The organism is Alkalibacillus aidingensis (genome assembly GCF_014595945.1).
Lineage (GTDB): Bacteria > Bacillota > Bacilli > Bacillales > Alkalibacillaceae > Alkalibacillus > Alkalibacillus aidingensis.
The window spans coordinates 41,331-64,884 of record NZ_JABXWU010000010.1; the positions used below are offsets into that span (position 1 = coordinate 41,331).

Annotated in this window: 23 protein-coding genes; 11 read left to right on the plus strand and 12 right to left on the minus strand. The window is 37.6% G+C overall.

The window, feature by feature from the left end; genetic code table 11:
• Positions 1-92: 92 nt before the first annotated feature.
• On the plus strand, positions 93-1,142 hold the full coding sequence (locus HWQ49_RS12235; protein WP_188207910.1) for an SDR family oxidoreductase: 1,050 nt from the start codon (positions 93-95) through the stop codon (positions 1,140-1,142).
• A gap of 44 nt (positions 1,143-1,186) precedes the next feature.
• Here the strand turns inward: HWQ49_RS12235 and HWQ49_RS12240 are convergent, their stop codons facing one another.
• The gene (locus HWQ49_RS12240; protein WP_394810780.1) at positions 1,187-2,722 is read right to left on the minus strand and encodes a DEAD/DEAH box helicase; all 1,536 of its coding nucleotides are present in this window, start codon (positions 2,720-2,722) and stop codon (positions 1,187-1,189) included.
• Between the two features lie 345 nt (positions 2,723-3,067).
• On the opposite strand from HWQ49_RS12240, the gene HWQ49_RS12245 reads away from it, so the two are divergent.
• A complete protein-coding gene (locus tag HWQ49_RS12245) occupies positions 3,068-4,315 on the plus strand; it encodes a TraB/GumN family protein (protein ID WP_188207911.1) in 1,248 nt (415 codons plus the stop codon).
• Between the two features lie 19 nt (positions 4,316-4,334).
• Positions 4,335-5,618, plus strand: a complete 1,284-nt coding sequence (locus tag HWQ49_RS12250) for a glucose-6-phosphate isomerase (RefSeq protein ID WP_188207912.1) — start codon at positions 4,335-4,337, stop codon at positions 5,616-5,618.
• Positions 5,619-5,685: 67 nt separating this feature from the next.
• Here the strand turns inward: HWQ49_RS12250 and HWQ49_RS12255 are convergent, their stop codons facing one another.
• Positions 5,686-6,552: an ROK family protein gene (locus HWQ49_RS12255; protein WP_188207913.1), complete on the minus strand. Its 867-nt coding sequence runs from the start codon at positions 6,550-6,552 to the stop codon at positions 5,686-5,688.
• A gap of 298 nt (positions 6,553-6,850) precedes the next feature.
• Between HWQ49_RS12255 and HWQ49_RS12260 the strand changes: the two genes are divergently transcribed.
• The 3 genes from HWQ49_RS12260 to HWQ49_RS12270 all read left to right on the plus strand — a co-directional run bounded on the left by HWQ49_RS12260 (position 6,851) and on the right by HWQ49_RS12270 (position 10,089).
• Positions 6,851-8,020, plus strand: a complete 1,170-nt coding sequence (locus tag HWQ49_RS12260) for a TraB/GumN family protein (RefSeq protein WP_188207914.1) — start codon at positions 6,851-6,853, stop codon at positions 8,018-8,020.
• Positions 8,021-8,163: 143 nt separating this feature from the next.
• Positions 8,164-9,237: a 23S rRNA (adenine(2503)-C(2))-methyltransferase RlmN gene (gene rlmN, locus HWQ49_RS12265; RefSeq protein ID WP_188207915.1), complete on the plus strand. Its 1,074-nt coding sequence runs from the start codon at positions 8,164-8,166 to the stop codon at positions 9,235-9,237.
• A gap of 111 nt (positions 9,238-9,348) precedes the next feature.
• Positions 9,349-10,089, plus strand: a complete 741-nt coding sequence (locus HWQ49_RS12270) for a coiled-coil domain-containing protein (protein ID WP_188207916.1) — start codon at positions 9,349-9,351, stop codon at positions 10,087-10,089.
• Between the two features lie 35 nt (positions 10,090-10,124).
• Here HWQ49_RS12270 and HWQ49_RS12275 read toward each other — a convergent pair whose 3' ends face one another.
• From HWQ49_RS12275 to cudC, 3 genes are all read right to left on the minus strand, one after another.
• The gene (locus HWQ49_RS12275) at positions 10,125-10,307 is read right to left on the minus strand and encodes an H-type small acid-soluble spore protein (protein WP_188207917.1); all 183 of its coding nucleotides are present in this window, start codon (positions 10,305-10,307) and stop codon (positions 10,125-10,127) included.
• 16 nt (positions 10,308-10,323) lie between these two features.
• The gene (locus tag HWQ49_RS12280; RefSeq protein ID WP_188207918.1) at positions 10,324-10,509 is read right to left on the minus strand and encodes an H-type small acid-soluble spore protein; all 186 of its coding nucleotides are present in this window, start codon (positions 10,507-10,509) and stop codon (positions 10,324-10,326) included.
• A gap of 154 nt (positions 10,510-10,663) precedes the next feature.
• On the minus strand, positions 10,664-11,221 hold the full coding sequence (gene cudC / locus HWQ49_RS12285) for a choline uptake/conversion transcriptional regulator CudC (protein WP_188207919.1): 558 nt from the start codon (positions 11,219-11,221) through the stop codon (positions 10,664-10,666).
• Between the two features lie 264 nt (positions 11,222-11,485).
• On the opposite strand from cudC, the gene betB reads away from it, so the two are divergent.
• Positions 11,486-12,943: a betaine-aldehyde dehydrogenase gene (gene betB, locus HWQ49_RS12290; RefSeq protein WP_188207949.1), complete on the plus strand. Its 1,458-nt coding sequence runs from the start codon at positions 11,486-11,488 to the stop codon at positions 12,941-12,943.
• Positions 12,944-13,069: 126 nt separating this feature from the next.
• Here the strand turns inward: betB and HWQ49_RS12295 are convergent, their stop codons facing one another.
• Positions 13,070-14,635 carry a vanadium-dependent haloperoxidase gene (locus HWQ49_RS12295; RefSeq protein ID WP_223155169.1) on the minus strand — a complete coding sequence of 522 codons (1,566 nt, stop codon included), beginning with the start codon at positions 14,633-14,635 and terminating at the stop codon, positions 13,070-13,072.
• Between the two features lie 90 nt (positions 14,636-14,725).
• Positions 14,726-15,484, minus strand: a complete 759-nt coding sequence (locus HWQ49_RS12300) for a 3-hydroxybutyrate dehydrogenase (RefSeq protein WP_188207920.1) — start codon at positions 15,482-15,484, stop codon at positions 14,726-14,728.
• Positions 15,485-16,172: 688 nt separating this feature from the next.
• On the opposite strand from HWQ49_RS12300, the gene HWQ49_RS12305 reads away from it, so the two are divergent.
• Complete coding sequence (locus tag HWQ49_RS12305) at positions 16,173-16,328, plus strand: hypothetical protein (RefSeq protein ID WP_188207921.1); 156 nt, start codon at positions 16,173-16,175, stop codon at positions 16,326-16,328.
• 142 nt (positions 16,329-16,470) lie between these two features.
• Entirely contained in the window at positions 16,471-16,851 is a 381-nt protein-coding gene (locus HWQ49_RS12310) for a hypothetical protein (RefSeq protein WP_317450933.1), read from the plus strand.
• Positions 16,852-16,862: 11 nt separating this feature from the next.
• On the opposite strand, the gene HWQ49_RS12315 is transcribed toward HWQ49_RS12310, so the two are convergent.
• The 5 genes from HWQ49_RS12315 to HWQ49_RS12335 all read right to left on the minus strand — a co-directional run bounded on the left by HWQ49_RS12315 (position 16,863) and on the right by HWQ49_RS12335 (position 21,203).
• Complete coding sequence (locus tag HWQ49_RS12315; protein WP_188207922.1) at positions 16,863-17,645, minus strand: C40 family peptidase; 783 nt, start codon at positions 17,643-17,645, stop codon at positions 16,863-16,865.
• 91 nt (positions 17,646-17,736) lie between these two features.
• Positions 17,737-18,459 carry a DUF421 domain-containing protein gene (locus HWQ49_RS12320; RefSeq protein WP_188207923.1) on the minus strand — a complete coding sequence of 241 codons (723 nt, stop codon included), beginning with the start codon at positions 18,457-18,459 and terminating at the stop codon, positions 17,737-17,739.
• 119 nt (positions 18,460-18,578) lie between these two features.
• Positions 18,579-19,823 (minus strand): ABC transporter permease, encoded by a 1,245-nt coding sequence (locus tag HWQ49_RS12325; RefSeq protein ID WP_188207924.1) that lies wholly within the window; start codon positions 19,821-19,823, stop codon positions 18,579-18,581.
• Positions 19,816-20,748: an ABC transporter ATP-binding protein gene (locus HWQ49_RS12330; protein WP_188207925.1), complete on the minus strand. Its 933-nt coding sequence runs from the start codon at positions 20,746-20,748 to the stop codon at positions 19,816-19,818. Before HWQ49_RS12330 ends, HWQ49_RS12325 begins: the two co-directional genes overlap by 8 nt.
• 65 nt (positions 20,749-20,813) lie before the next feature.
• Positions 20,814-21,203, minus strand: a complete 390-nt coding sequence (locus tag HWQ49_RS12335; RefSeq protein ID WP_188207926.1) for a GntR family transcriptional regulator — start codon at positions 21,201-21,203, stop codon at positions 20,814-20,816.
• Positions 21,204-21,476: 273 nt separating this feature from the next.
• Between HWQ49_RS12335 and HWQ49_RS12340 the strand changes: the two genes are divergently transcribed.
• Together HWQ49_RS12340 and HWQ49_RS12345 are read left to right on the plus strand one after the other, a co-directional pair.
• Positions 21,477-22,673 (plus strand): multidrug effflux MFS transporter, encoded by a 1,197-nt coding sequence (locus HWQ49_RS12340; protein WP_188207927.1) that lies wholly within the window; start codon positions 21,477-21,479, stop codon positions 22,671-22,673.
• Between the two features lie 138 nt (positions 22,674-22,811).
• A complete protein-coding gene (locus HWQ49_RS12345; RefSeq protein WP_188207928.1) occupies positions 22,812-23,519 on the plus strand; it encodes a DsbA family oxidoreductase in 708 nt (235 codons plus the stop codon).
• The last annotated feature ends 35 nt before the right edge of the window (positions 23,520-23,554 follow it).

A 23,554-nucleotide genomic window follows, 5' to 3' on the forward strand; every position in this document is an offset into this window, starting at 1 on the left:
AGCCTCTTTTTGATAATTGTAGATTTTTATCGCTTAACATTATAAAATGTTTATGGATGATTGCATCATAGAGAAAGGTTTGGTTGATGTTTATGAATATTTTAATCACAGGTGGAACGGGTTTTTTAGGAACTATTTTAGTGAAGCGCCTCGTGCAAAAGCAGCATCAAGTCTATGTTCTAGTTAGGAATCAGTCGAAATTAGAAGCTTTGTATAAACACTTTAATGAACAAGAGCGCCAACAAATCAAGGTAGTAGAAGGTGATTTGCTTGATGAAAACTTAGGTATCAGCTCTTCAGTATTAGCCGAATTAGCGAAGAAAATTGATGCTATTTACCACACTGCCGCGTATTTGTCATTTGATGAGGAAGAAAGGCAACGTGTATTTGACATAAATTTAACAGGGACTAAGCGAGTATTAGAATTGGCGACTTCCCTGGATGTGGACAAATTTATTCATGTAAGTACAGCGTATACGTTAGGTGAGCAAACGATCGGGGAAGAAAAGCTACATTCAACGAACCGTTCATTCGTTAACACATATGAAGAAAGCAAATGTCATGCCGAGCATTTAGTGATGTCTTATCAAGGTCAAATGAATGTCATGATCATGCGTCCAGCAATTATTATAGGTGATTCATTTACGGGTGAAGCGGATACTACCTTTGGATTATACGGCATTTTACGGACGGTTAAATTACTTAAGAAAAAGGTTGAGCGAAAAGGGGAACCTAAGCAAAACTTTAGGCTATTAATTGAAAAAGATACAGTATCCAACTTGGTACCAGTTGACTTTGTGATCAACATGTTGATGCTAGGATTGACTTATGGCGAAGATGGAAAGATCTATCATATTACCAATCCCAACCCACCAACCAATGGTGAGATTTTTGACGCTATTCGTAAAGGGTTGGATTTCCCTCATGTGGAAATTGTGTCTTATTCAGAGGCAAATGAATTAACCGAAGAAGAGCGGAAACTGAATCAGCCATTAGAGGTGTTTGAGCAGTATTTAAACCGTTCAATTACATTTAAAAGAGAGAATACAAAGCGCTTATTAAAACAAGCTAATGAAGCAGATTTGTCCATGGATCAAGAGATGCTTTTAAGGATTATTAAAGGTTTTGATGAGCAAGAATAAAAAGGAGACTAGTCACATGATGATGTGAACTAGTCTCTTTTTGTTTAGTTATTTTGATTTCTTTTTCTGTTGCGACGTGGTGCTTGATTTTTACCGTTACCACGTGGTTTTTGTCCTTGACGGTAACCACCGCCACCACGGTTCCCACCACGATTACCGCCACGGTTTCCACCACTACCTCGATTTCCACCGCCGCCACGACGACCACGTCCACCGCCGCCACGGCCTTTTCCACCTTGACGGTTAGATACTTTTTTGACTCTTAGTGGTTCAACAGCAGATAATTTAACAGGGGTTTGACTTGGTTCTTTTGTTAATAGCTTGACTGCTGCAGCTACGACATCGACTGCTTCTTCTTCAGATAGTAAACGTTTTGCAGCCTCATGATAATCTTTACCTTCACCGGATAATACAGCATGTTTTAATTGTTCGATCGCTTCTTCTTGTAAGCCTTCCAAAACAGCATGGTAAGAAGGAATTGGTTGTTGTTCAATCTTACGTTTGGTTAATTTTTCAATCGTTTTTAAATGGTCCATTTCACGAGGTGTGACAAACGTATAAGCTCTTCCTTTTTCCCCTGCACGTCCTGTACGCCCAATTCGGTGTACATAGCTTTCAGGGTCTTGAGGTAAGTCAAAGTTATACACGTGTGTTACACCAGAAATGTCCAAGCCACGTGCTGCTACGTCAGTCGCAACTAGAATATCAGTCGCTTGGTCTTTAAAGCGACGAATAACTTTTTCACGTTTCACTTGTGGAATATCACCATGAATTCCTTCTGCTGAATAACCACGTTTCATAAGTCCTTCAGTTAGTTCATCTACACGTTTTTTCGTACGTCCAAAAATGATAGCCAAGTCTGGGGACTCGATGTCTAAAGAACGACATAGAACATCAAATTTCTTGTCTTCTTTAACATCAAAGTAATATTGATCGATATGATCAACAGTAAGCTCTTTAGATTTGACGCGAATAATTTCAGGCTCTGACATAAATTTTTCAGCTAATAATTGGATTCGTTTTGGCATGGTAGCTGAAAATAAAAGCGTTTGATGTTCTTGTGGCATTTCAGCAAGAATCGCCTCTATGTCTTCAATGAAGCCCATATTTAACATTTCATCTGCTTCATCTAATACGACGGTTTGAATGTTACCTAGACGAATCGTACGTCTTCTAATATGGTCTAACAAACGCCCTGGTGTTGCGGCAATTAATTGTGGTCGACGTTTTAACGCACGAATTTGTCGGTTGATATCTTGTCCACCGTAAATAGGTACAGTTTTAACGCCTTTTACCTGTCCGATTCTATTTAATTCCTCTGCGACTTGAATAGCCAATTCACGTGTTGGAGCTATAACAACTCCTTGAATATCTTTGTCTTGAGGGTCAATCTTATCAATCATCGGTACTCCAAAGGCGGTTGTTTTCCCTGTACCCGTTTGAGCTTGTCCGATCATATCCTTACCTGATAAAGCTACAGGGATGGCTGATTCCTGAATAGGTGTTGTTGTTTCAAACCCCATCTTGGCTAGTGCTTCTAATATACTGCCTTCAAGGTTTAATTCGTAAAAAGTTTTCAATATTGTTCCTCCTAAGTATTTTTACCTCTATTATTTACATAAAAAAAGTAGCACATGCTAAATGTCGGAAAAAAAGTTGCTTCCTACACTTATTAGTAGCTACAGATTACTTTTCTTCTTATGGTAAATTTAACAAATACGACTAAGTATAACCTTTAGCATGATAAAAGTCAATTTTTATATTTTTCCCTTCGATTTCATTCTAACAAATAATCGGTCGATATGTGTAATCAAAAGGTTTAATTTGGTAATTTTCTTCATATTCAAATGTAAGATACACTCTTATCATGTATAATTAAAGCTAAGGTATGTATGTAATTAAATGACAAAAAGGGAGTTTAATTAATGGGGAATTTAAGAGGATTTGTATGGTTGGCCATATTTTCGGTACTTGTAATAACAGGATGTCAAGAACAAACTATAGAATTTGAAGACAATCAATTAGAAAGTGCAATTATTGATGAGATTGATGCTGATGAGGAAATTATACATTCTGATGTTGAAGGGGTACAAGAGTTAGATTTAGCTAATCAAGAAATTGAAAGCTTAGAGGGACTCGAGGCCTTTACCAAATTAGAAAGTTTGAATATAGAGGGAAATAACGTTTCCGATCTAACACCCATTATGGAATTAGAGAACTTGAGCGAACTTAATATTGTTCATAATCCTCTCCTAGAAGATGAAGAGCAAGTTGCTCTTTTGACTGAGTTAGCTGAGCGTCAAGTAGTTCTTATGGATGAAGAACAGATTGGTGACCCAGACGGACCTGGTGGGTTTTTGTGGAAGGTAGAAAACGAGGGGACAACGGTCTATTTACAAGGGACCATTCATGTGGGCCCTAAGGATTTTTATCCCCTGCATGAAAAGATTGAACGGGCTTATGATGAAGCAGATGTGATTGTTCCTGAGATCGATATGAATAATATCGATCAAGGTGAAATGCAGGAGGTTCAATTCGAATTAGGCATGTATCAGGATGGATCGACTATTGGTGATCATATTTCTGATGATTTATATCAGCAGTTAGAGGAAACACTAACTCAATTTAATATGTCAGTTGAAATGGTTGAGATGTATAGGCCATGGCTATTATCAAGTCTGATTCAGCAATTAATGGTTCAAGAATTGGGTTATGTTTATGGTGTGGATGAGTACTTTCTAAATCAGGCGATGATGGATGATAAAGAAGTGGTGGCACTAGAAACAGTCGAACAACAATTAGATGTCTTATCAGGTGCTTCTGAAGAATATGAAATCACCATGTTAGAAGATACGCTTGTAGATTTAGAAGAGTATGGTGAGGAATTAACAACCATGTTTGACATCTACCGTGAAGGTAATGAAGAGGAACTTCTAGATTATCTATTAGTGGAAGTTGAGGATGAATCAGAGGTAGATGAGGAAGCCACAGCTTATATGGAGGCCTTAAATGACGAGCGCAATTATGGAATGGTGGATAAGATCGATGAATTTTTACAATCTGAAGATGAGCAGACCTATTTTGTGATTGTTGGAGCTTTACACTTAATTTTAGAACCACATGTCGTCTCACTATTGGATGATCTTGGCTATGATGTTGAGCGTGTGCATTAATAGATGTAGGAGGGTTTAGATGATTAAAGTAACGTATTCAGGTGATCGAGAAGCGATATTTACAGACGAGCGAATTAATCAACTAAAAGAAATTAACCATAATCTTTATACTAAACAAGGAGCTGGTTCTGAATTTTTAGGTTGGTTAGATTGGCCAAGCAATATATCTGATGAGTTTTTAAATCGTATTCAGGAAACCGCAAAAGAAATTCAAAATCAAGCCAATGTCTTAATTGTTGTTGGGATTGGTGGCTCTTACTTAGGTGCTAAGGCGGTGATCGAAGCGCTTCAACCTTATTTTGAGAAAAATCATGAATTAGAAGTGATTTTTGCTGGACACCAGGTAAGTGGAGCGTATTTGAAACAGTTAATGGATTATGTTGAGGATAAGGAAGTGGCGCTAAACGTTATTTCTAAATCAGGGACCACGACCGAACCGGCACTCGCATTTCGCTTTTTACAGCAATACTTAGAAGATCGATATGGTGAAGCTGCAGCTAACCGTATTTATGTGACAACCGATGAGAATAAAGGTGCCTTACTAAATCTGGCTAAAGAGAAAGGCTATAACCGTTTTGTTGTACCTGATGATGTAGGGGGGCGCTATTCAGTTTTTACTGCTGTTGGCTTGTTACCTATTGCAGTTGCTGGTTTTGACATTGAGCAGTTGATTCAGGGTGCCAAACAGTCTGAAACCGAATTGGCTCATGTTGATGTGGAGAGTAATCCAGCTATTCAGTATGCAGCTGTTAGGCATCAGTTATATGAGCAAGGTTATACGAATGAAGTACTGGCTACATTTGAACCTAAATTAGCCTATGTTCAAGAGTGGTGGATGCAGTTATATGGTGAGAGTGAAGGAAAGGACCAGAAAGGAATATTTCCGGTGTCTGTTATTTATACGACAGACCTTCATTCCTTAGGGCAGTATATTCAAGATGGAAAGCGTGATTTATTAGAGTCATTTTTGATTATTGATGAAGTGGATGAAGACTTAGAAGTTTTTGAAGCTGAAAATAATGCGGATCAGTTGAATTATCTAGCTGGATTATCCTTACACGAGTTTAATATGGTTGCTTATCAAGGAACGTCTAATGCTCATTTATCTGGAGGGGTACCACAAATAGGGATTCATTTAAAGCAGATAGACGAGTATCATTTAGGTTATCTACTATATTTTTATATGTTAGCTTGTGCTTATAGTGCTTACCTATTGGATATCAATCCGTTTAATCAACCAGGTGTAGAAGAATATAAAACCAATATATTTAAATTACTTAAAAAGCCGGGATATGAAGATTAAATAAAAGCCGGCTCGTCATTTGAATTGACCAATCCAGAACAGGTCATAAATGACGAGTCGGCTTTTATTATTTTAAAACTAATAAGGCTGCACCTAGCATGCCAGCTTCATTCCCGAATTGTGCAATTTTTACATCAATGGGATTAAGTAAGTGATTTTCCAACTGTTCTTCTAATAGTCCAAACCATTTGTCTGCTGATTCAGAGACACCACCACCGATGACTACAACTTCCATATCAAAAACTGCTTGTAGTGTACTTATGATCACAGCAAGGTCACTTGTAAATTCTTTTATAAGCTGTTGAGCCTTAGGATCATGGTCAGCTTGTATGAATAATTCCCTTGGAGTGTAAGATAATCCTGACTCCTTAATACGCCTTTTAAGAGCTGTTCCAGATACATATTGTTCAAAGCAGCCATGATGACCACAAGGGCAGGGCTGTCCATTCGGATATAAAATCATATGACCAAGTTCAGCTGCGCCACCATTTGGTCCCCCTGATACGACGTAATCATCTAAAATAACACCCCCACCGAGACCTGTTCCAAGTGTTAGACATACGGTACGATTATAGTCTTTTGCGACCCCAGCTTTAGCTTCAGCCAATGCTGCAACATTGGCATCATTATCGACTTCGACTTTTCTACCGGTTGCTTGCTCCAACTGTTTTTTTACCTCTGTACCGGACCAGCCTGGAAGTAGCTCAGTTGCGTAAACAACCCTCCCTTTTTTGGAATCTACAAAGCCATGAGTACCAATGCCAATACGCTCAACATCGGGGTGTTCATCTAAGATTGCTAAGATTTCTTTTTCTAACATGTCATATAATGGGAAGGTTGTAGGGACTTGTTGATCTAAATGGACTTTAAAATCTGAATCAACAATTCCCATCCGTACCTTTGTCCCACCTATATCTATACCTAATACTTTCATATTTTAACCTCCCATTATCAGTCACGTTCTTAGCTATATTGTACATTAATTAATGTAGAGAGGTGGAGTATTTTCGATAAATTCCTAAAAATCTAAATTTATCCCACACTCCACTCCCTTAAATGTATTAGTACTGCACATCTTCCGTCCACTGCATGAAAAATCTTATGAAAAAGACTTAACAAGTTACGCAAAATCTTCTCTTTTTCATTAAAATTTAATAGAAAATCATTTTGTCTTGTACGATTAATGTTAAAATTAGATATAGTGCAGAAAACTGAAGAAAAGGAAGTAAAATATGGACGAAAATAACATTACACGCATTCATTTAGATGGCAAAGAGATCATCCTGATCGGTACGGCTCATGTGTCTAAACAGAGTGCAGAACAAGTTAAAGAAGTCATTGAGTATGAACAACCCGATTCAGTTTGTGTTGAGTTAGATGAACAACGTTTTCAATCGGTTAGTGAAGGTAATAAATGGAAGAAAATGGATATATTTAAGGTAGTAAAAGAAAAGAAATCCACCTTATTGTTAATGAACATGATGATCTCATCATTTCAAAATCGTGTGGCAAAGCAATTTGGGATCAAACCTGGTCAGGAGATGATTCAAGGGATTGAATCTGCTGAAGAAGTAGGAGCAGAGTTGGTTCTGGCTGATCGTAACATTCAAACGACATTCTCAAGAGTGTGGCGAAGTATTGGTTTATCAGGTCGAGCGAAGTTGTTACTTTCTGTGTTTTACAGTATTTTTAATCGTGAAACCATCTCTGAACAAGAGCTTGAACGCATGAAGAATCAAGACATGTTAAATACGGTGATGAATGAATTCACTGAAGCATTTCCAAGACTTAAAAAACCATTAATTGACGAACGAGATCAATACTTGGCTCAAAAAATAAAAGAAGCACCAGGTAAGAAGATAGTTGCTGTTTTAGGTGCGGCTCATGTTCCTGGAATTAAAGAGGAGATTTTTCAAGAACAAGATTTAACCAAACTAACGAAGGTTCCTCCAAAATCTAAGGCACCTAAGGTTGTTGCATGGGCGATTCCGATCATCATTTTATCCATTATTGCCTACACATTTTCTGTCAATCCAGATGCCGGGTATCAGCAAACGTTAAGTTGGATTATTTGGAACGGTTCATTATCAGCAATTGGTGCCATAGTCGCACTCGGCCATCCAATTACTGTTTTAACCGCCTTTTTAGTAGCTCCACTAAGTTCGCTCAATCCAATGCTGGCGGCAGGATGGTTTGCTGGAATCGTTCAAGCTTATATTCGTAAACCAAGTGTGGCTGACTTTGAAAATTTATCAGAAGATGTTTTATCTTTTAAAGGCTTCTGGCAAAACAAAGCCACACGAGTCTTATTAATTGTTGTCTTAACGAACATCGGGAGTTCATTAGGTACCTTTATCGGTGGTGCTGATGTCATCCGAGTTTTTCTTGAAAATATTTTTTAATTAAAAATCCTCCTTCATTGAAGGGGGATTTTATGTATGTAAGAAACGGTAAGTCTTCCTCATATTATGGCTTGCTACTCAGCTTGATATCAATTAGTATATACAAAGGAAACATCTAAAGTTTTTGAAATGAGGTTTTATAAATGAAACCATCTATTTATGGTTTAACAAAAGAAAAATTACAGAATTGGTTAGTGGAAAACGGAGAGAAACGTTTCCGTGCTAATCAAGTTTGGGATTGGCTATATAAAAAACGTGTTAAGTCATTTGCTGAAATGAAAAACGTGAATCAATCAACAATCGAATTGTTAGATAAGAACTATTCAGTGCAATCATTAAAGGAAGCGATTAAACAAGAATCGAAAGACGGGACGATTAAGTTCTTATTCGAGCTTCCAGATGGTAACCATATCGAAACTGTACTCATGCGTTTTGATTATGGTTTATCAGTTTGTGTGACTACGCAAGTTGGATGTAATATTGGTTGCTCCTTCTGTGCGAGTGGAATTTTAAGAAAGAATCGTGATTTAACGAGTGGGGAAATCGCTGAGCAAATTATGAACGTACAGCACCATTTAGATGAACGTAATAATGATGAGCGTGTTAGTCACATTGTTGTTATGGGAATTGGGGAGCCATTTGATAATTACGATAACACGATGGACTTTTTAAGAGTGGTTAATGATCAGGATGGACTGTCAATTGGTGCGCGTCACATTACTGTTTCAACAAGTGGTTTAGTGCCTAAAATTTACGAATTCGCTGATGAGAATTTACAAGTTAACTTAGCTCTATCTCTCCATGCACCTAACAATGAGCTAAGAACTAAAATTATGAAGATTAATCGTGCTTACCCGGTCGAAGAACTGATGAAAGCTGTTGATTATTATTTAGAGAAGACCAATCGAAGAATTACCTTTGAATATATTCTACTGCATGATGTCAATGATTCGAAAAAAGAAGCGAAACAGCTAGTTGAATTGCTTAAGGATAAACGACACTTATCATATGTGAACTTAATCCCTTACAACCCGGTTGCTGACCATCCGTACGACCGAAGCAGTAAACAAAACATCCTAACATTTTATGAGACACTTCTTAAAAATAACATCAATTGTGGTGTTCGTGCTGAACAAGGAAGTGACATTGACGCAGCCTGTGGGCAATTAAGAAGTAAACAGCTTAAAAAATCTAAAAAAGAATCGGTTAAGGCATAACTAAAACTTGGCGTTTTCAAAACGCCAAGTTTTTTTGCTTCCATATCGGTTTAACTTAATTACTAACTACTGCATAAGTTATTACAGTAGAACTAAGAAGGATGTGACAGCATGGCTCTATACATCAACAACGGAAAACATCCCAATGTTTATAAAAACAAGAAGCCTGTGAGTGAACCTAATCAAAATTTTTCAAAGATTGATCGCTTAAGCGAATATATGGCTGAACAACAGCGAGTGAATCGGGCTTTATCAAACAAATATAGTTTCTTAAATCAATACCAAAAACAACAAAATAACAGACAGGATCGATTACAAAACCAATTACAAGAGCTAAATAAAAAGGCTTCTAACTATGATTCGTTTAAAGAACAAATATTGGAGAGGTTACGCGTGTTAGAGGGTCAAAGTTATCAGGTGGAAAAGTGGATTAAGGGTGAGCAAAATGTAAAAGTGGAGTTGGTTGACCAAGTAAAAAAACTTAACGAAACGAATCAAGAAATTAAAGAGCAGTTACATGAACAGGATTTAACGAAATCAGACATTTTAGAGCAAATGGATCAACTAATTGAAGCCCACCAACGCTTATCAGATCAAATTGTTGATTATGATAAGGATCAAAAACGGATGGTTGAAAGGATTGAAAATCAAGAGGCGTTAATGGAAAAAGTTCTTAGACAGATGCTTAATCTTCGCTCTATATTTTATGAGCGTAGTCATCATTTAGCTGATAAAATTGAGGATCACTACGAATTAACGTCAACCTATTTCCACAAAATGTTAACAGGAAAAGATCAACCGTTAACCTTGCTGATGGATCAAAAAGATAAAGAGGACTCAAAAAAAGGATGACTCTAACTAAACGTTGAGTCATCCTTTTACTTAATTTAAATTTTTTCGTGTAGATCAGATAATTGAGCATCGAATTCGTTCTCAGGGTCGTTCAAATCATAAACGCGTGCTGTTTCGCTTCCGTCATTTACATGTTGAATATACACTTTCTTTCCATGGCATTGGACATTTTTCATATCCGGTGATTCAGCAATTTCTTGTGCTCGTATTCGATCCATAAGTAGCGACCTCCTTTTAGGTTGGGTCATCCTCATACAACCCATCTAAATCAACTTCTTGTTCGTGGTGCATTTCATCTAAAGGAAATACAGTTGCTGTTTGTTCATCATTTAACTCTTGTATATAAACGGGAATACCATGGTATTTAACATTAATCATGACTAAAGAATCGATAATTTCTTTGGCTCTTTGTTCATCCATTATCCTCCCTGCCTTTCTTACACATATTTTTTGACAGGAAGTACAAAATATACGATGAACAAATGGGTAAAAAATCCCTCACCAGTAATGGTAAGGGATTTAGTCAGTTTAGGATTATATGGGGTTGAAGCCTTAAGATGTTAAGGTTGACGCTTTATTCGTGATGATTTTGTTCAACTGGAAAAGCTTCGAATATTTTACCACTTCTTATACCTTCAACGAGCTGCTGAAGCCAATAATAATAGGCCTTGGAGTACTCAATTTGGACATAAATGGATTGTGCTTCATTTTTAATTTCTTGTGACACATCATCTGAATTAATCACTTCTTCCAAAATGGGTTGAGCTTCTTTAATGGCATCTAAGTTAAGTGTCACCTCACGTTCCCATTTTTTGGTAAAGAATTTATTGAAAAAGCTAAAGAAATTCTTTTCAGCTACAAAAGTTTGCTTTCGTGTCCCTCTTTGAAAGGATTGTTTGACAATATCAAATTCTTGAAGTTTCTTCACACCGGTACTCATACTCGGCTTGCTCATTTTTAGTTTCTCACGCATCTCATCAAGTGTCATACTTTCCTCGAAATACATCGTCCCGTATAAGTTACCTACGCTTCTAGTAACACCATATAAATCCATTGTTTCACCAAGTGATTCGATGACAAGATCTTTTGCTTGATCAATTGATTCTTTAGCTTGCTCATCAGTTGGCTTCATTTAACAACCCCCTAAATTAAGTTTGTTAAATATTTTTCATATAAATATATTGTTAACTATTAAGTTAATAATGTCAAAAGTAAAAAAAGCTTTGGCCTCCCAAACCTGTATCATCACAGGGGTTTGTTTAACATATATTAATTTTTTTCGTCTTTAACCTTTGACAGTTCTATTCGTAAATGCTAAATTTAAATCATAAAATTCGTTAAGAAAAAAATTAACAAACTTAACAAAGGGGAGGCGTCGCAGTTGTCATTAAAACAAATGTACATCGACGGGCAATGGGTTAATGCTAAAAGTGGTCAAACCCGTGAAATTATAAATCCATTTAATCAAGAAATTATTGCTACTGCAACTGAAGGTGATCGGGAAGACACCAAGCAGGCGATTGAAGCAGCGAGGAAAGCATTCGATGAAGAAAGTTGGACTAAGACACCAGCAAGCGAACGAGGAGATATCGTTCAAAAGATCGCTAATTTGATCCGTAGAGATAAAGAAGAACTAGCCAAACTTGAAACGTTAGATACAGGTAAGACGTTAGAGGAAAGTCTAGTGGATATGGAAGATATTGCAGGAGTTTTTCAATACTTCGCTGGACTTGCTGATAAAGATGAAGGTGAAGTGATCGCTTCACCGATTCCGAATTCAGAAAGTCGTGTCGTTCGTGAACCAGTTGGGGTTTGTTCGCAAATTACACCTTGGAATTATCCGTTATTACAAGCTGCATGGAAGATTGCGCCAGCACTGGCTGCGGGTAATACCATCATTGTTAAACCTAGTGAAATTACACCATTAACAACTGTTAAGGTGTTTGAATTAATGGAAGAAGCAGGTGTTCCTAAAGGAGTAGCTAATTTAGTTTTAGGTGCAGGAGCCACAGTAGGTGCCGAATTGTCAGAAAGCAACCAGGTTGACCTAATTTCATTTACAGGTGGTATTGAAACAGGTAAGAAAATTATGCAAGCAGCAAGCAATAACGTGAAAAAATTAGCGTTAGAGCTTGGAGGGAAAAACCCGAATATTGTCTTTGCCGACGCTGATTTTGAATTGGCTGTTGACCAAGCTTTAAACGCCGTATTTTTCCATGCTGGACAAGTTTGTTCTGCAGGTGCGCGTCTTTTAGTCGAAGAAAGTATCCATGATCAATTTGTCGAGGCACTAATTGAGCGTACAAAAAATATTAGATTAGGAAATGGGTTTGATCAAGATACGCAAAGTGGCCCACTTATATCTGCAGAACATCGGGGTAAAGTTGAGAAATATGTAGAAATAGGTATTGAGGAAGGGGCCAAGTTGGTTGTTGGTGGTAAACGTCCTGAACAAGAAGAGCTTCAGAATGGATTCTTCTTTGAGCCGACGATTTTTACTAACTGTACTTCCGATATGCGCATCGTTCAAGAAGAGGTCTTCGGACCAGTTTTAACAGTCGAAACCTTTACAAGTGCTAATGAAGCTGTTGAAAAAGCAAATGATACGATCTATGGCCTTGCAGGAGCTGTGTTCTCCACTGATATTGGCAAAGCTGAGGAAGTTTCTGCGCAGCTACGTATGGGAACGGTTTGGATTAATGACTTCCATCCTTACTTTGCTCAAGCCCCTTGGGGTGGTTATAAACAGTCAGGCATTGGTCGCGAATTAGGTAAGCCTGGATTAGATGAATATACAGAAGTTAAACACGTTTTCCGAAATAAACAACCAGAACCTCTTGGTTGGTTTAAATAAACAATCCTAAATAAATTATAATTTATGTTAAGCTGGGACAAAAATGTTTTGCTAAGAAGGTTTGATCTAGTGGTACAATTAACCATTTAATTAGCATTATTTCACTTTATTATGTCCCAGCTTTTCTTATATGGTAATGGTTTGACCGTCATACTTAGTAAATTTAAACCTTGTAAAATGTTCGTTAAAGGTGTCTTTATAATCCTTTAGAATCCCAATAGCAACTGCCTCTCCAAGCTTGATCCCCTCTATACTATCTGATCTCCAGTGAACACCAGCAGCATCACGACCCAAAGCAATGTTACTGGCAAGTTTATTAAGTTCACCACCTACAGTTAAAGGTTCTCCTTTATAAGGATTAAGCGATAAACCGTCTGAAGAAGCAACTAAAGGTTCTGGAATCGTAAAATCCTCATCGAAAAAAGCTTTTAACATGGTAATGCCTGCTCCTGCAATACAAGCATGACCTGCAGGGTATGCTGGGTGTGTTGGGCATCCTTCTGCAAAAGCCATAGGTAAAAGGTAGGTTCCGTATCTTTCTTCAATATAATTCAGGACTCTAGATTCAACTAGTTCTTGATGAATTGGAGCATATAGGTTGCCAGATAAATATTGGTGAACAACTCCCCCAAATTCTTCTGGTCTCACCCGCCTATGAACAAGCCACTTTTGAAACCAAGCAGCTTCTAATGCATTTCGAGCGGATTTGGTTACCATATCTAGGACATGAGCTGCTCCGAAAGTAATAAACCCAACCTGTGACTGTGAGTTAAGATAAGGGTTGGTAGGGTTAATAGCCTCACTGCCATAACTTAGCAAAATTAAACAAGCGTTAAGAAAGGCTTGGAACGTAAAGTCACGATGTACCCACTCACCTAGGTCACGGGCGTTTCGAACATAACGTCTTTGAGGGTCGTAGATGTTCTGCTCTGAAGGTTTCCTGCCATTTTGAACTTTTAACCACTCATCATAATCAGTCATGTAGTCTTCGCATGAAATAGTTGTACGATACTTTTGTCTTAGAATGTTATTCCCATAAGGGATATCTTGCCACATAAATTGAGAGATAATTGGTCCAGTTAATTCTTCTAAAGAATCACCTCTAAATAAGGTTCGTGTTGTTACTTTCCCTCGAACCTTAGGACCTTTAAAATTTGAAAATCTAGATAGGTCTCTTGTGGCTTCTATAATCAGTCCATTCTTGTGATATTCAGTAAAGGGTATATCACGTGTTAGAGCACGCCAGTATAACTCAGCCATCTCACTAGCATGCCAGCTGGAGTCAATTGATGGTGGATTTGGAATGGGGAAGTGGTGTGAATCATACCCCAATAAGTCAAAAGCGTAAGCTGCTTGAGGATTTGCTAGCTTTAAATCTCCTCCTAATGGTATCGTTTCAAAGCTGTCAGGTTTACCACTTTTCAACGCATTAATTATGGCATTATAAGCAGATGTTTTTACTAAACCAGATTGATCATGAGGCAATCCTTTAGAGTAATTGCCAATCTTATTTGAATAGGTTTGTTCATCATTGTTGCAAGTGTGATCCGGAACTGGTGAATCTCTTTTATTCTCTGCGTTATTTAACCGAATCTGGAAGGCAGCAAGTTTCCTTTCACCACCTCCTAGTGGGGCTAGTTCCTCACACTCAGAGTCAATAAGATGATTTAAGAAATCATCAAAATCATTCAAAATTTCACCACCCTATTAACACAGTTTATAATAACCTATGTCAAAGGATAGAGTGTGATTGTACATTTCTAGAAAATATAGCCCAATTATTTACCACCCACCAGATACGCTTACGCATTCACCTGTAATAGCTGCAGCTTTCTCTGATGCTAAGAATACAGCTGTATCAGCAATTTCCTCTGGATCAAGTAGCCTTTTCATGGGTTGCTTGATCAGTAAATTTGCTTCAAGGGCTTCTTGTTCACTAATACTATCTTGTTCAGCTAGTTTAGCAAGTTGATTTTCAATTAGTTTGGTACGCGTTGCTCCTGGCATAATGGCATTCACAGTCACTCCATCATTAGCCGTTTCGATCGCTACAGTTCTTGTTAAGCCGACGACCCCATGCTTAGCTGATATGTAGGCTGCTTTATAGGGTGATGCTGACTTCCCATGAACAGAGGAGATGTTAATGATACGACCAAATTGTTGTTTTTTCATATAAGGAACAACGTATTTTGTCGTTAAGAATGGCCCTGTTAACATAACGTTGAGTAGTAAATTCCACTTCTCTAAAGGAAAATCTTCAACCTTGTCAATGTGCTGTAATCCAGCGTTATTGATTAGAACATGAATCCCACCATATTCCTCAGCCACATGTTTGATCAGTTCGCGAATCTTTCCCTCATCGGTTACATCAACTTGAAATCCTTTAGTGTTTTGTAAAGTTGAAGCGGCTTCATTCACTTCATCTAAATCCAAGTCACAAATGAAAACTAAATAATCTCTTTCACTAAACGCCTTAGCGATTGCGTATCCAATCCCTCGGGCGCCACCAGTAACCACCACAGTCTTTGAATTATATTGCACTATGAGCCCTCCTTATTTGTCGTTACAAATATTATACAATAAACGGACTGAATTTTCAGATTATTAGTCATTCCTAGTAACTTCCTTGTTGATGGATAATGTTCAGTAACTAATCTTTGTGTTGGACTCAATGATCTTATGAGCAATTTCGTGGTTCGAGGAGCGTTTCAGTGACGATTTGACCTTGTGATAGGCGCAAAATGTTATCGAGGAGCGTTTTCAGTGACGATTTGACCTTGTGATAGGCGTAAAATGTTATCGAGGAGCGTTTCAATGACGATTTGACCTTGTGATAGGCGTAAAATGTCATCGAGGAGCGTTTCAATGACGATTTGACCTTGTGATAGGCGCAAAGTGTCATCGAGGAGCGTTTCAGTGACGATTTGACCTTGTGAGAGGCGCAAAATGTCATCGAGGAGCGTTTTCAATGACGATTTGACCGAAGTGGAGTTACAGCACTCAAAATAGACAAGGTTGTTGCAACTTCTATAAGGTGGTGTCTACATATTAGTCATTCACCACATTACAGCTTTAAAGTTAACCTATATAAAGAGTATTTGGTTATATATAAGAGAATGTAAGAACATTTTAAAGAATTATAAAGTTTATATTGTAAAAATCGGAATATTTGATACTATATAGATGTAAATTATAATATATAGCAAATTTTAGAAAGGGGTGTTGTGTTATGGTTACTTCGTTAATCATGATGTCGTTAGTTGTGTTATTAACTTTATTAACCATTAATGTGGTCGATCATTTCATGACAACGTTTAAAAAAAGAAAAGCGCCACTTCACATAGAACGAGTATCTGACCAAGATATAGAAGTGGGTCATCGTTAATGAAACATCTCGATTAACAAGGTACTAACCAGTTTCCCAAAAGCTGATTAGTACCTTGTTTTTATTTGAGGGCCTACATAACCTCCATTGGTTAGACATATTATGGAATAAGGACATGAGTGGTCTAAAGGGGGGGAGTTAAGTGTCTCAAATAAAGATTAAAGAAGACGAGAGAGAAAGGCGATTTGGACAAGAGCCTAAACCACCTAATGATGTTGAGGAAAATAAGGGTTTAGCTGTCGTTGCCTATATCCTCTTCTTTATTCCATTATTGGTTGCTAGGCACTCGCGCTTTGCAATCTATCATGCTAATCAAGGATTATTACTATTAATTACGGCAATCTTGATATACACTGCAGGACTTATAATCCCAATAATCGGTTTAATGATCATTATACCTATAGGCTGTTTATTCATTTTTATTTTGTGGCTGATTGGAATATTAAATGTGATAAAAGGAGAAATGAACCCTCTTCCCCTCATTGGACATTACCAAGTGATCAAAATGCCTCAAGAGGGTTAAAGTGCTATTCCCTACTTGAGGTAATGCTCCCAGTTTAGGCTAATTTTAAAATCAAAGTTAGGATGTTCATAGACAACTTCAAAATTATCATCATCTTTAATATTCTCCTTTAGATCAACTGGAGCGAATAAGAAAAATGGGTTTGAAAACTCAACACCTGCACCGTAGTAATAACTTAACCAAACTAACTTAGAACAGTAAATCGCACTCCAAGGGTCATCTAGTGAAACAAATGGTGTAAATGAAAACGGGGGTACGGGATCCTCGTTTTGCAGATTTTCATTATACTGGTTTAAGTATCCTTCCGCATACTGTGCCGCTGCTAAGCCGATATTTGGATCTTTACTACGCGCATGTAAAACTTCCGTGTGAGTGGATAAGAAATCTGTGATCAGTGATTTCCTTACCTGGGGATCAGAAGTAACAGCTTCAATCATGTGTTGTTCGTCCACGACAATAGCGGAGTGGCCTATGTAGCCTGATGGAAAGGTATCTCCATAATTATCACTAGCTACAAGAATATCACCAGGTTTAAAGTCCTCAAATGGCTCTTGTTGATTTGACCTACTACTGAATTGGAAGTGAAAAGGGCGCCGTACTTGGGTGTTGTCCACACAGACGACTGTTACTGGTTCACGATGCCTATTTTTAAGTTGCAATGTGCGAACGGGTTCAAAGGCACCTATCCTTTCTCCATTCTGATATATTTCAATATATTTAATGGGATAGCTATCCATATTGATATGAAAGGTAACTAAGTCTCCAACGATATTTGCAGAAACGAGTGAATCCATTGTTAAACCACCTCATTATGATGAAATCTACTATTAACATATAGGTGTTTTGTTTAATTAGTGCTTGTCTAGCTTCTCATTTTTTGATTCGTTAATGGAATACTCGAGGTGGCTTAACTTGGTTCTTTTTTAACGAAACGTGTAGATCATGTTCTTTATTAATTGAAGCATAAAATACGTCATCTTGGCGGTGAATTCCTTGAGCATCAAGTTGTTTTTTTAGCCAGGACGGAGTAAGTCCTAGATCTTCTAAAACATGTTCATAGATCTTCCCTTCGACAATGACAGGGAGAGCAATTCCTAATGATGGTTTCACGATATTCATGTCAGAACGAGTCACATTAAGAGCAGAAGGTTTCTTTAAAACACTCATTTCACCATCTGATTCAATAATTGCCGTTTCCACTTCATTTAAGTCAAAGATATCTTTTTCACGTAAAAACTGTAAAATATTATCAATGGAGTAACCAATCTTTTTGATGTTCTTCTGTAAAAGCTGACCATTTTGGATCACTATAGTGGGTTCGAAGGTGATTAAGCGACCAAAGCGTCGATTAGACAGTTTAAATTTAGTCACAACCTTTTGTAAGACTCCTACAGCAACAACAGCAAGTGCAGTTAGAAAATGACTGATTGAAGGGTCTGCTAAGTCAGCGCCAACGATCGAGCCGAGTGAGATAATAATCAAAAAATCAAAAACAGGGAGCTGGCCAATCGCTCTTTTCCCCATAAAGATAGTGACAAACAATAATAAAGGAAGAATCGTAATGATCCGACCAAGAACGATTAAAGAATCCTTTAGTATATCCTCCATGACTGATCCTCCTTAGGATAATTGGTAATTATAGCTTTAACGTTTCTAAGAAAAATATCGTTAGCTTTTGAAAATCAATAAAAAGCGACCCATCTTGTGAGTCGCTTTTCTAGACACCATTATGCTCTTAGCCATTTCCAAATTTCCTGAGGAGTAGCATTCTTACCGTAAATTAAAATTCCAACTTTAAAAATCTTACCAGCTAACTTCATGAAAATCCAAATACTAACTAATAAAATAGCGATACTGATCAGGATTTCTAGCCATGGCCATTTATCCAAAATAGCTAATCGTAAAATTAAAACGGTTGGTGAAGTAAACGGAATATAACTCGTAACTTGTGCAATGGTACCTGTTGGGTCTGAGACGATTGGTCCAATAAAAATCACAGGTAAGAATGGTAGCATCATGACCATTCCTTGGAAATTGCTTCCTGATGCTGCATCTTCTAGCGTCGCTCCTAAACCTACAAAGATAGAAGCGAATAATAAATAACCTAATACGGCTATAAACACTAAGATCGCAGTCTCTGGTACAAATAAATATTCAAGCACGGGTACATCCTCTAACAGCCAGATCGCAAGTGGGAGAGCAAAGGTTAACCAAACTCCGACTTGGATTAACCCTAACACAAAGTACCCTAAGATTTTTCCTTGCATAAGTTCACCAGGTGTTACTGATGAAAGAATGATTTCTGCTACCTTATCCTTCTTTTCTTGAGAAGCACTTTGGAAGATCATCATTCCCGTAATGACAATTGAAAAGAGAATTAAACCTGCAAATATGGCTGGAATCCCTTTTTCAAAAGGATCAGCACCTAAACCAGCTTCGGCTTCTTCTATTTCTCCAGTCGCGCCTTCGTCAGTCTCGATAGATTCAAAATGAATCGGCATACTAGCCAATTGAAGCTGCTCTTCAGTTAAGTCAGCTTGTTGTAATTGTATTTGTTTTAAAGGTTGCTCTAGAATACGGATTTGCCCGTCAAACGCCGGATCTAGTCCTTCACCAGCTATATAAGTAACAACACTTTCATCGATTGTTTCTTCATTTAATTCGATGTAAGCTGAATTTGCTTGGGTGGCAATTCGATCTTCCATTGTATCCCAATCATCTGTTGTAGGTACCACTTCCCAATTGATCATAGGGTCGTCTTCTATAAACGGTTCAACCATTTCCCATACACCGAGCTCGTCGTTCATGTAAACTTTCGTTGCACTAGTCTGATCTTCATTATCACTTAGCAAATTAGGAACAGTAGCAAAAATAATAAAGATTAACGGTGTTAAAAATAAGGAAATAATAAAGGATTTGTTTTTAATATTTCGCTTAATTTCCCATTTCCCAACCTTAAAGCTGTTACGCATGGGAATCACCTACTTCCTTAGCAATAGATTGACCAGTAGCTACGTCGATGAAAATTTCATGAAGTGAAATCCGATCAACAGATAGTTCCTGGATATTTAATGATTCAGGTATTTGTTTAATCCAAGATGGTACTTGAACATCTTGAGTTAAATAAAGTATAGAAGTCAGACCATCCTGTTCAACACGAGTGACTTGAGGGATGGTTTCTAACTGTCTTAGCTCATTATTTCCGTAGATGGTACATTTAAAGTTCGCATACTCTGCTTTAACATCATTCATCGAACCATAAATCACTTTTTGCCCTTGGTGAATCATAAATAGTCGATCGCACATTTCTTCGACTAAGTTCATTTGATGAGAACTTAATAATATTCCAGTTCCGTTACTGGCTAATTCCTTAATTTCTTGTTTGAAGACTTCCTGACTTACTGGGTCCAACCCAGAGAAAGGTTCATCTAGGATTAGAAGTTCTGGTTCATGGATTATTGAGCCAATAAACTGGACTTTCTGGCCCATACCCTTTGATAGCTCTTCCACAGAGGCATTTTCTTTTCCTTCCAAACCGAATTTTTTTAAATAATCCAATGCACGCTTCTTTGCTTTTTCTTTTGGGTAATCTTTTAACTCGGCAAAATATAATAAAATATCCATTACTTTGACGTTTTTATAAAGGCCACGTTCTTCAGGTAGATAACCTATTTTATGACGTGGGATCCCTTCTCCATGATGGCCATGGAATGTGACTTCGCCTTCATCCGGATACATAATCCCCATAATATTACGGATCGTCGTTGATTTACCCGCACCATTTGGACCTAAGATGGCCATGATTTCACCTTTATTTACTTCAAAGGAAATGTCTTGCAATACCTTTGTCTTCTTAAATGACTTCTCTAAGTTATGAACACTTAGAACGTTTTCCATAAAAACCTCCCCTTTCACTATAAGACCACATTACCTAAGCATTACTATTATGGTGTCTTCTAAATCTAAAGGTTCTCCTCCTTACTTAAAGCTTCTAGAAATGTATCACGTATCTCTTCTTCCGTATAATTGTGTTGCTTAGCTGTTTGTATGGCTTGTTTTACCGCCTGATAGACCATATCTTTCTGGACTTCATCCTTAAGAGATTGATGAACATCTGAAACGAATGTGCCTTTACCTTGAGATGTATGGATCAACTCTTGATACTCCAAGTTTTGATACGCCCTCCTTGTAGTAATGACACTCACTTCTAAATCATTGGACAAGGACCTAATGGAAGGAAGTGAATCTCCAGCTAGTAGTTGGCCACTTGCGATTAAAGCTTTTATCTGCTGTTCAATTTGATGGTAAAATGGCTCACGTGATTGTTTTGAGAGTTTAATCGGAAGCTTCACTTCACATGTCTCCTTCCGTTGTTATTAACATAAATAGTCGATTTCAGATACTTTCTTAAGAGCATAATGACCAAGCACCTAAGCTGAACCAAGTGATGATTACAGTACTAAGGGCTATTATACTGTTCATGTCTATATATACAGTTTATGTTTTAAGTTAGAGTTATTCAAGTGCTTTTATGAATGATGGTAAAGGTGGTTATATAATCAGCTTAAAATGATATGATAGTACCTACAGAGTCTTAAGGGATAATAAGGGAGAAGAGTTATTACATGACACATGAAATGAAAAAGAACAAGTTTAGATTGTTACTAATGCTAGGTGCCTTAACGGCTATGGTACCTTTGACGATTGATATGTACTTACCAGCTTTTCCGGTTTTAACAGATGAACTAAATACAACTGTTTCATTGACACAAATAAGTTTAACGGCAAGTCTACTAGGGATCGCTTTTGGCCAGTTAGTGGTCGGGACATTAAGTGATGTACATGGTAGAAAGAAACCATTAGTTATCTCTATTATAGTATTTATCATCGCTTCTATTATTTGCGCTATTGCACTGAATATATGGGTGTTGATCATGTTTAGGTTTATTCAAGGTTTTGCTGGCGCTGGCGGTATTGTCATCTCTCGTTCTATTATTAGAGATTTATATGATGGCAAGTCTATGACTAAAATGTTCTCATTATTAATTCTGGTTATGGGATTAGCGCCAATATTGGCACCCATGATTGGAGGGCAAGTATTAACATTTACTTCCTGGCGTGGAATCTTTGTTATTCTAGCCATATTTGGAGGATTGCTAGCCTTAGTCACCACCTTTCGTCTAAAGGAAACATTATCTGTTGAGCACCGTTCAGTGGGTGGTTTGAAAAATTCATTCTCGATATTTGTGCGCTTAACCAAGCAACGAACATTTATGGCCTTCGCGTTAATTCAGGGGTTTACAGCAGCATATCTATTTTCCTACATATCTGGTTCTTCATTTATTTTGCAGGACATTTTTGCACTAACTCCACAGACTTATGGTATTGTATTTGCTGTAAATGCATTAGGGTTTATTACACTTAGCCAAGTAACAGGGAGATTAGTTGACTATGTTAAAGAAGAACGCTTATTGATTGTTGGGTTTGGGATCGCTTTAACAGGTGGAACATTCCTATTAATCGCCTCTTTAATACAAGGGGGGATGACTCCGGTATTAATAGGTTTATTTTTTGTTATTTCCAGTGTAGGTGTCATCAACCCTACAAGTCTGTCTTTAGCAATGCAATCACAGACTAAGAATGTTGGAAGTGCCGCTGCTTTACTTGGGTTGTTTCAATTTATATTCGGTGGTATTGCGGCTCCGATAGTCGGTTTAGCAGGAACAGAGTCTGTCTTACCGTTAGCCTTAATTATAATAACTTGTCAGTTTTGTACCATTATTTCATATATGTTAATGGTTAAACAGAAAATAAAGCGCTGAGTACCTATTGAAGTTTTGAAGGCTGCTTATCTTAATAGTGAGTTGGCCTTTTTAGGGAGTCCATAGGCATACCGTTTGCTTTTTAAAGCGGATTCATCAATAATGTGTACAAAGTAGTTCTCAACTGGAGGTTAGATCATGAAAGTAGAAATGTGGTCGGACGTTGTTTGTCCGTTTTGTTATATAGGAAAGAGGCGATTCGAAGCGGCGTTGGAGCAGTTTGAAGGTCGTGATCAAGTAGATGTTATCTTGAAGAGTTTTCAATTGGATCCAACAGCTAGAAAAGGAGAGCACAGTGATATTCACGCCATGTTGGCCAAAAAGTATAATGTGCCATATGAAAAGGGTAAAGAAATGAATAATCAAATGGCTGAACAAGCAAAAGAAGTTGGTTTAGAATTTAATTTTGATTCAGTTATTCCAACCAATACGAAAGATGCACATCGCTTAAGTTTATTGGCAAAAGAAAAGGGTAAAATGTATGAACTGATGGAGCAATTAATGAAGGCTTATTTTACCGAAGGCCGTGATGTAGGTAGTCATGATGTGCTGATAGATCTTGCGAAGGACGTCGGGATTGACGGTGAAGAAGCAAGAAATGTTTTAGCTGGTGATGATTTTGAAACAGGTGTCGAGCAAGACCAACAAGAAGCTGGGCAAATTGGAGTTCAAGGTGTCCCATTTTTTGTTTTTAATCATAAGTATGCCGTATCCGGTGCACAACCAACGGAAACCTTCCTGGATGTTTTGCAAAAAGTTTTTGAAGAAGAGAAGAATGAATCAAAGGTTCAAATTCTTAATGACCAATCAAAAACTGAATATTGTGATGGGGATTCTTGTTCATAAACAAAACGCCATTGGTTTTAAAGAACCAGTGGCGT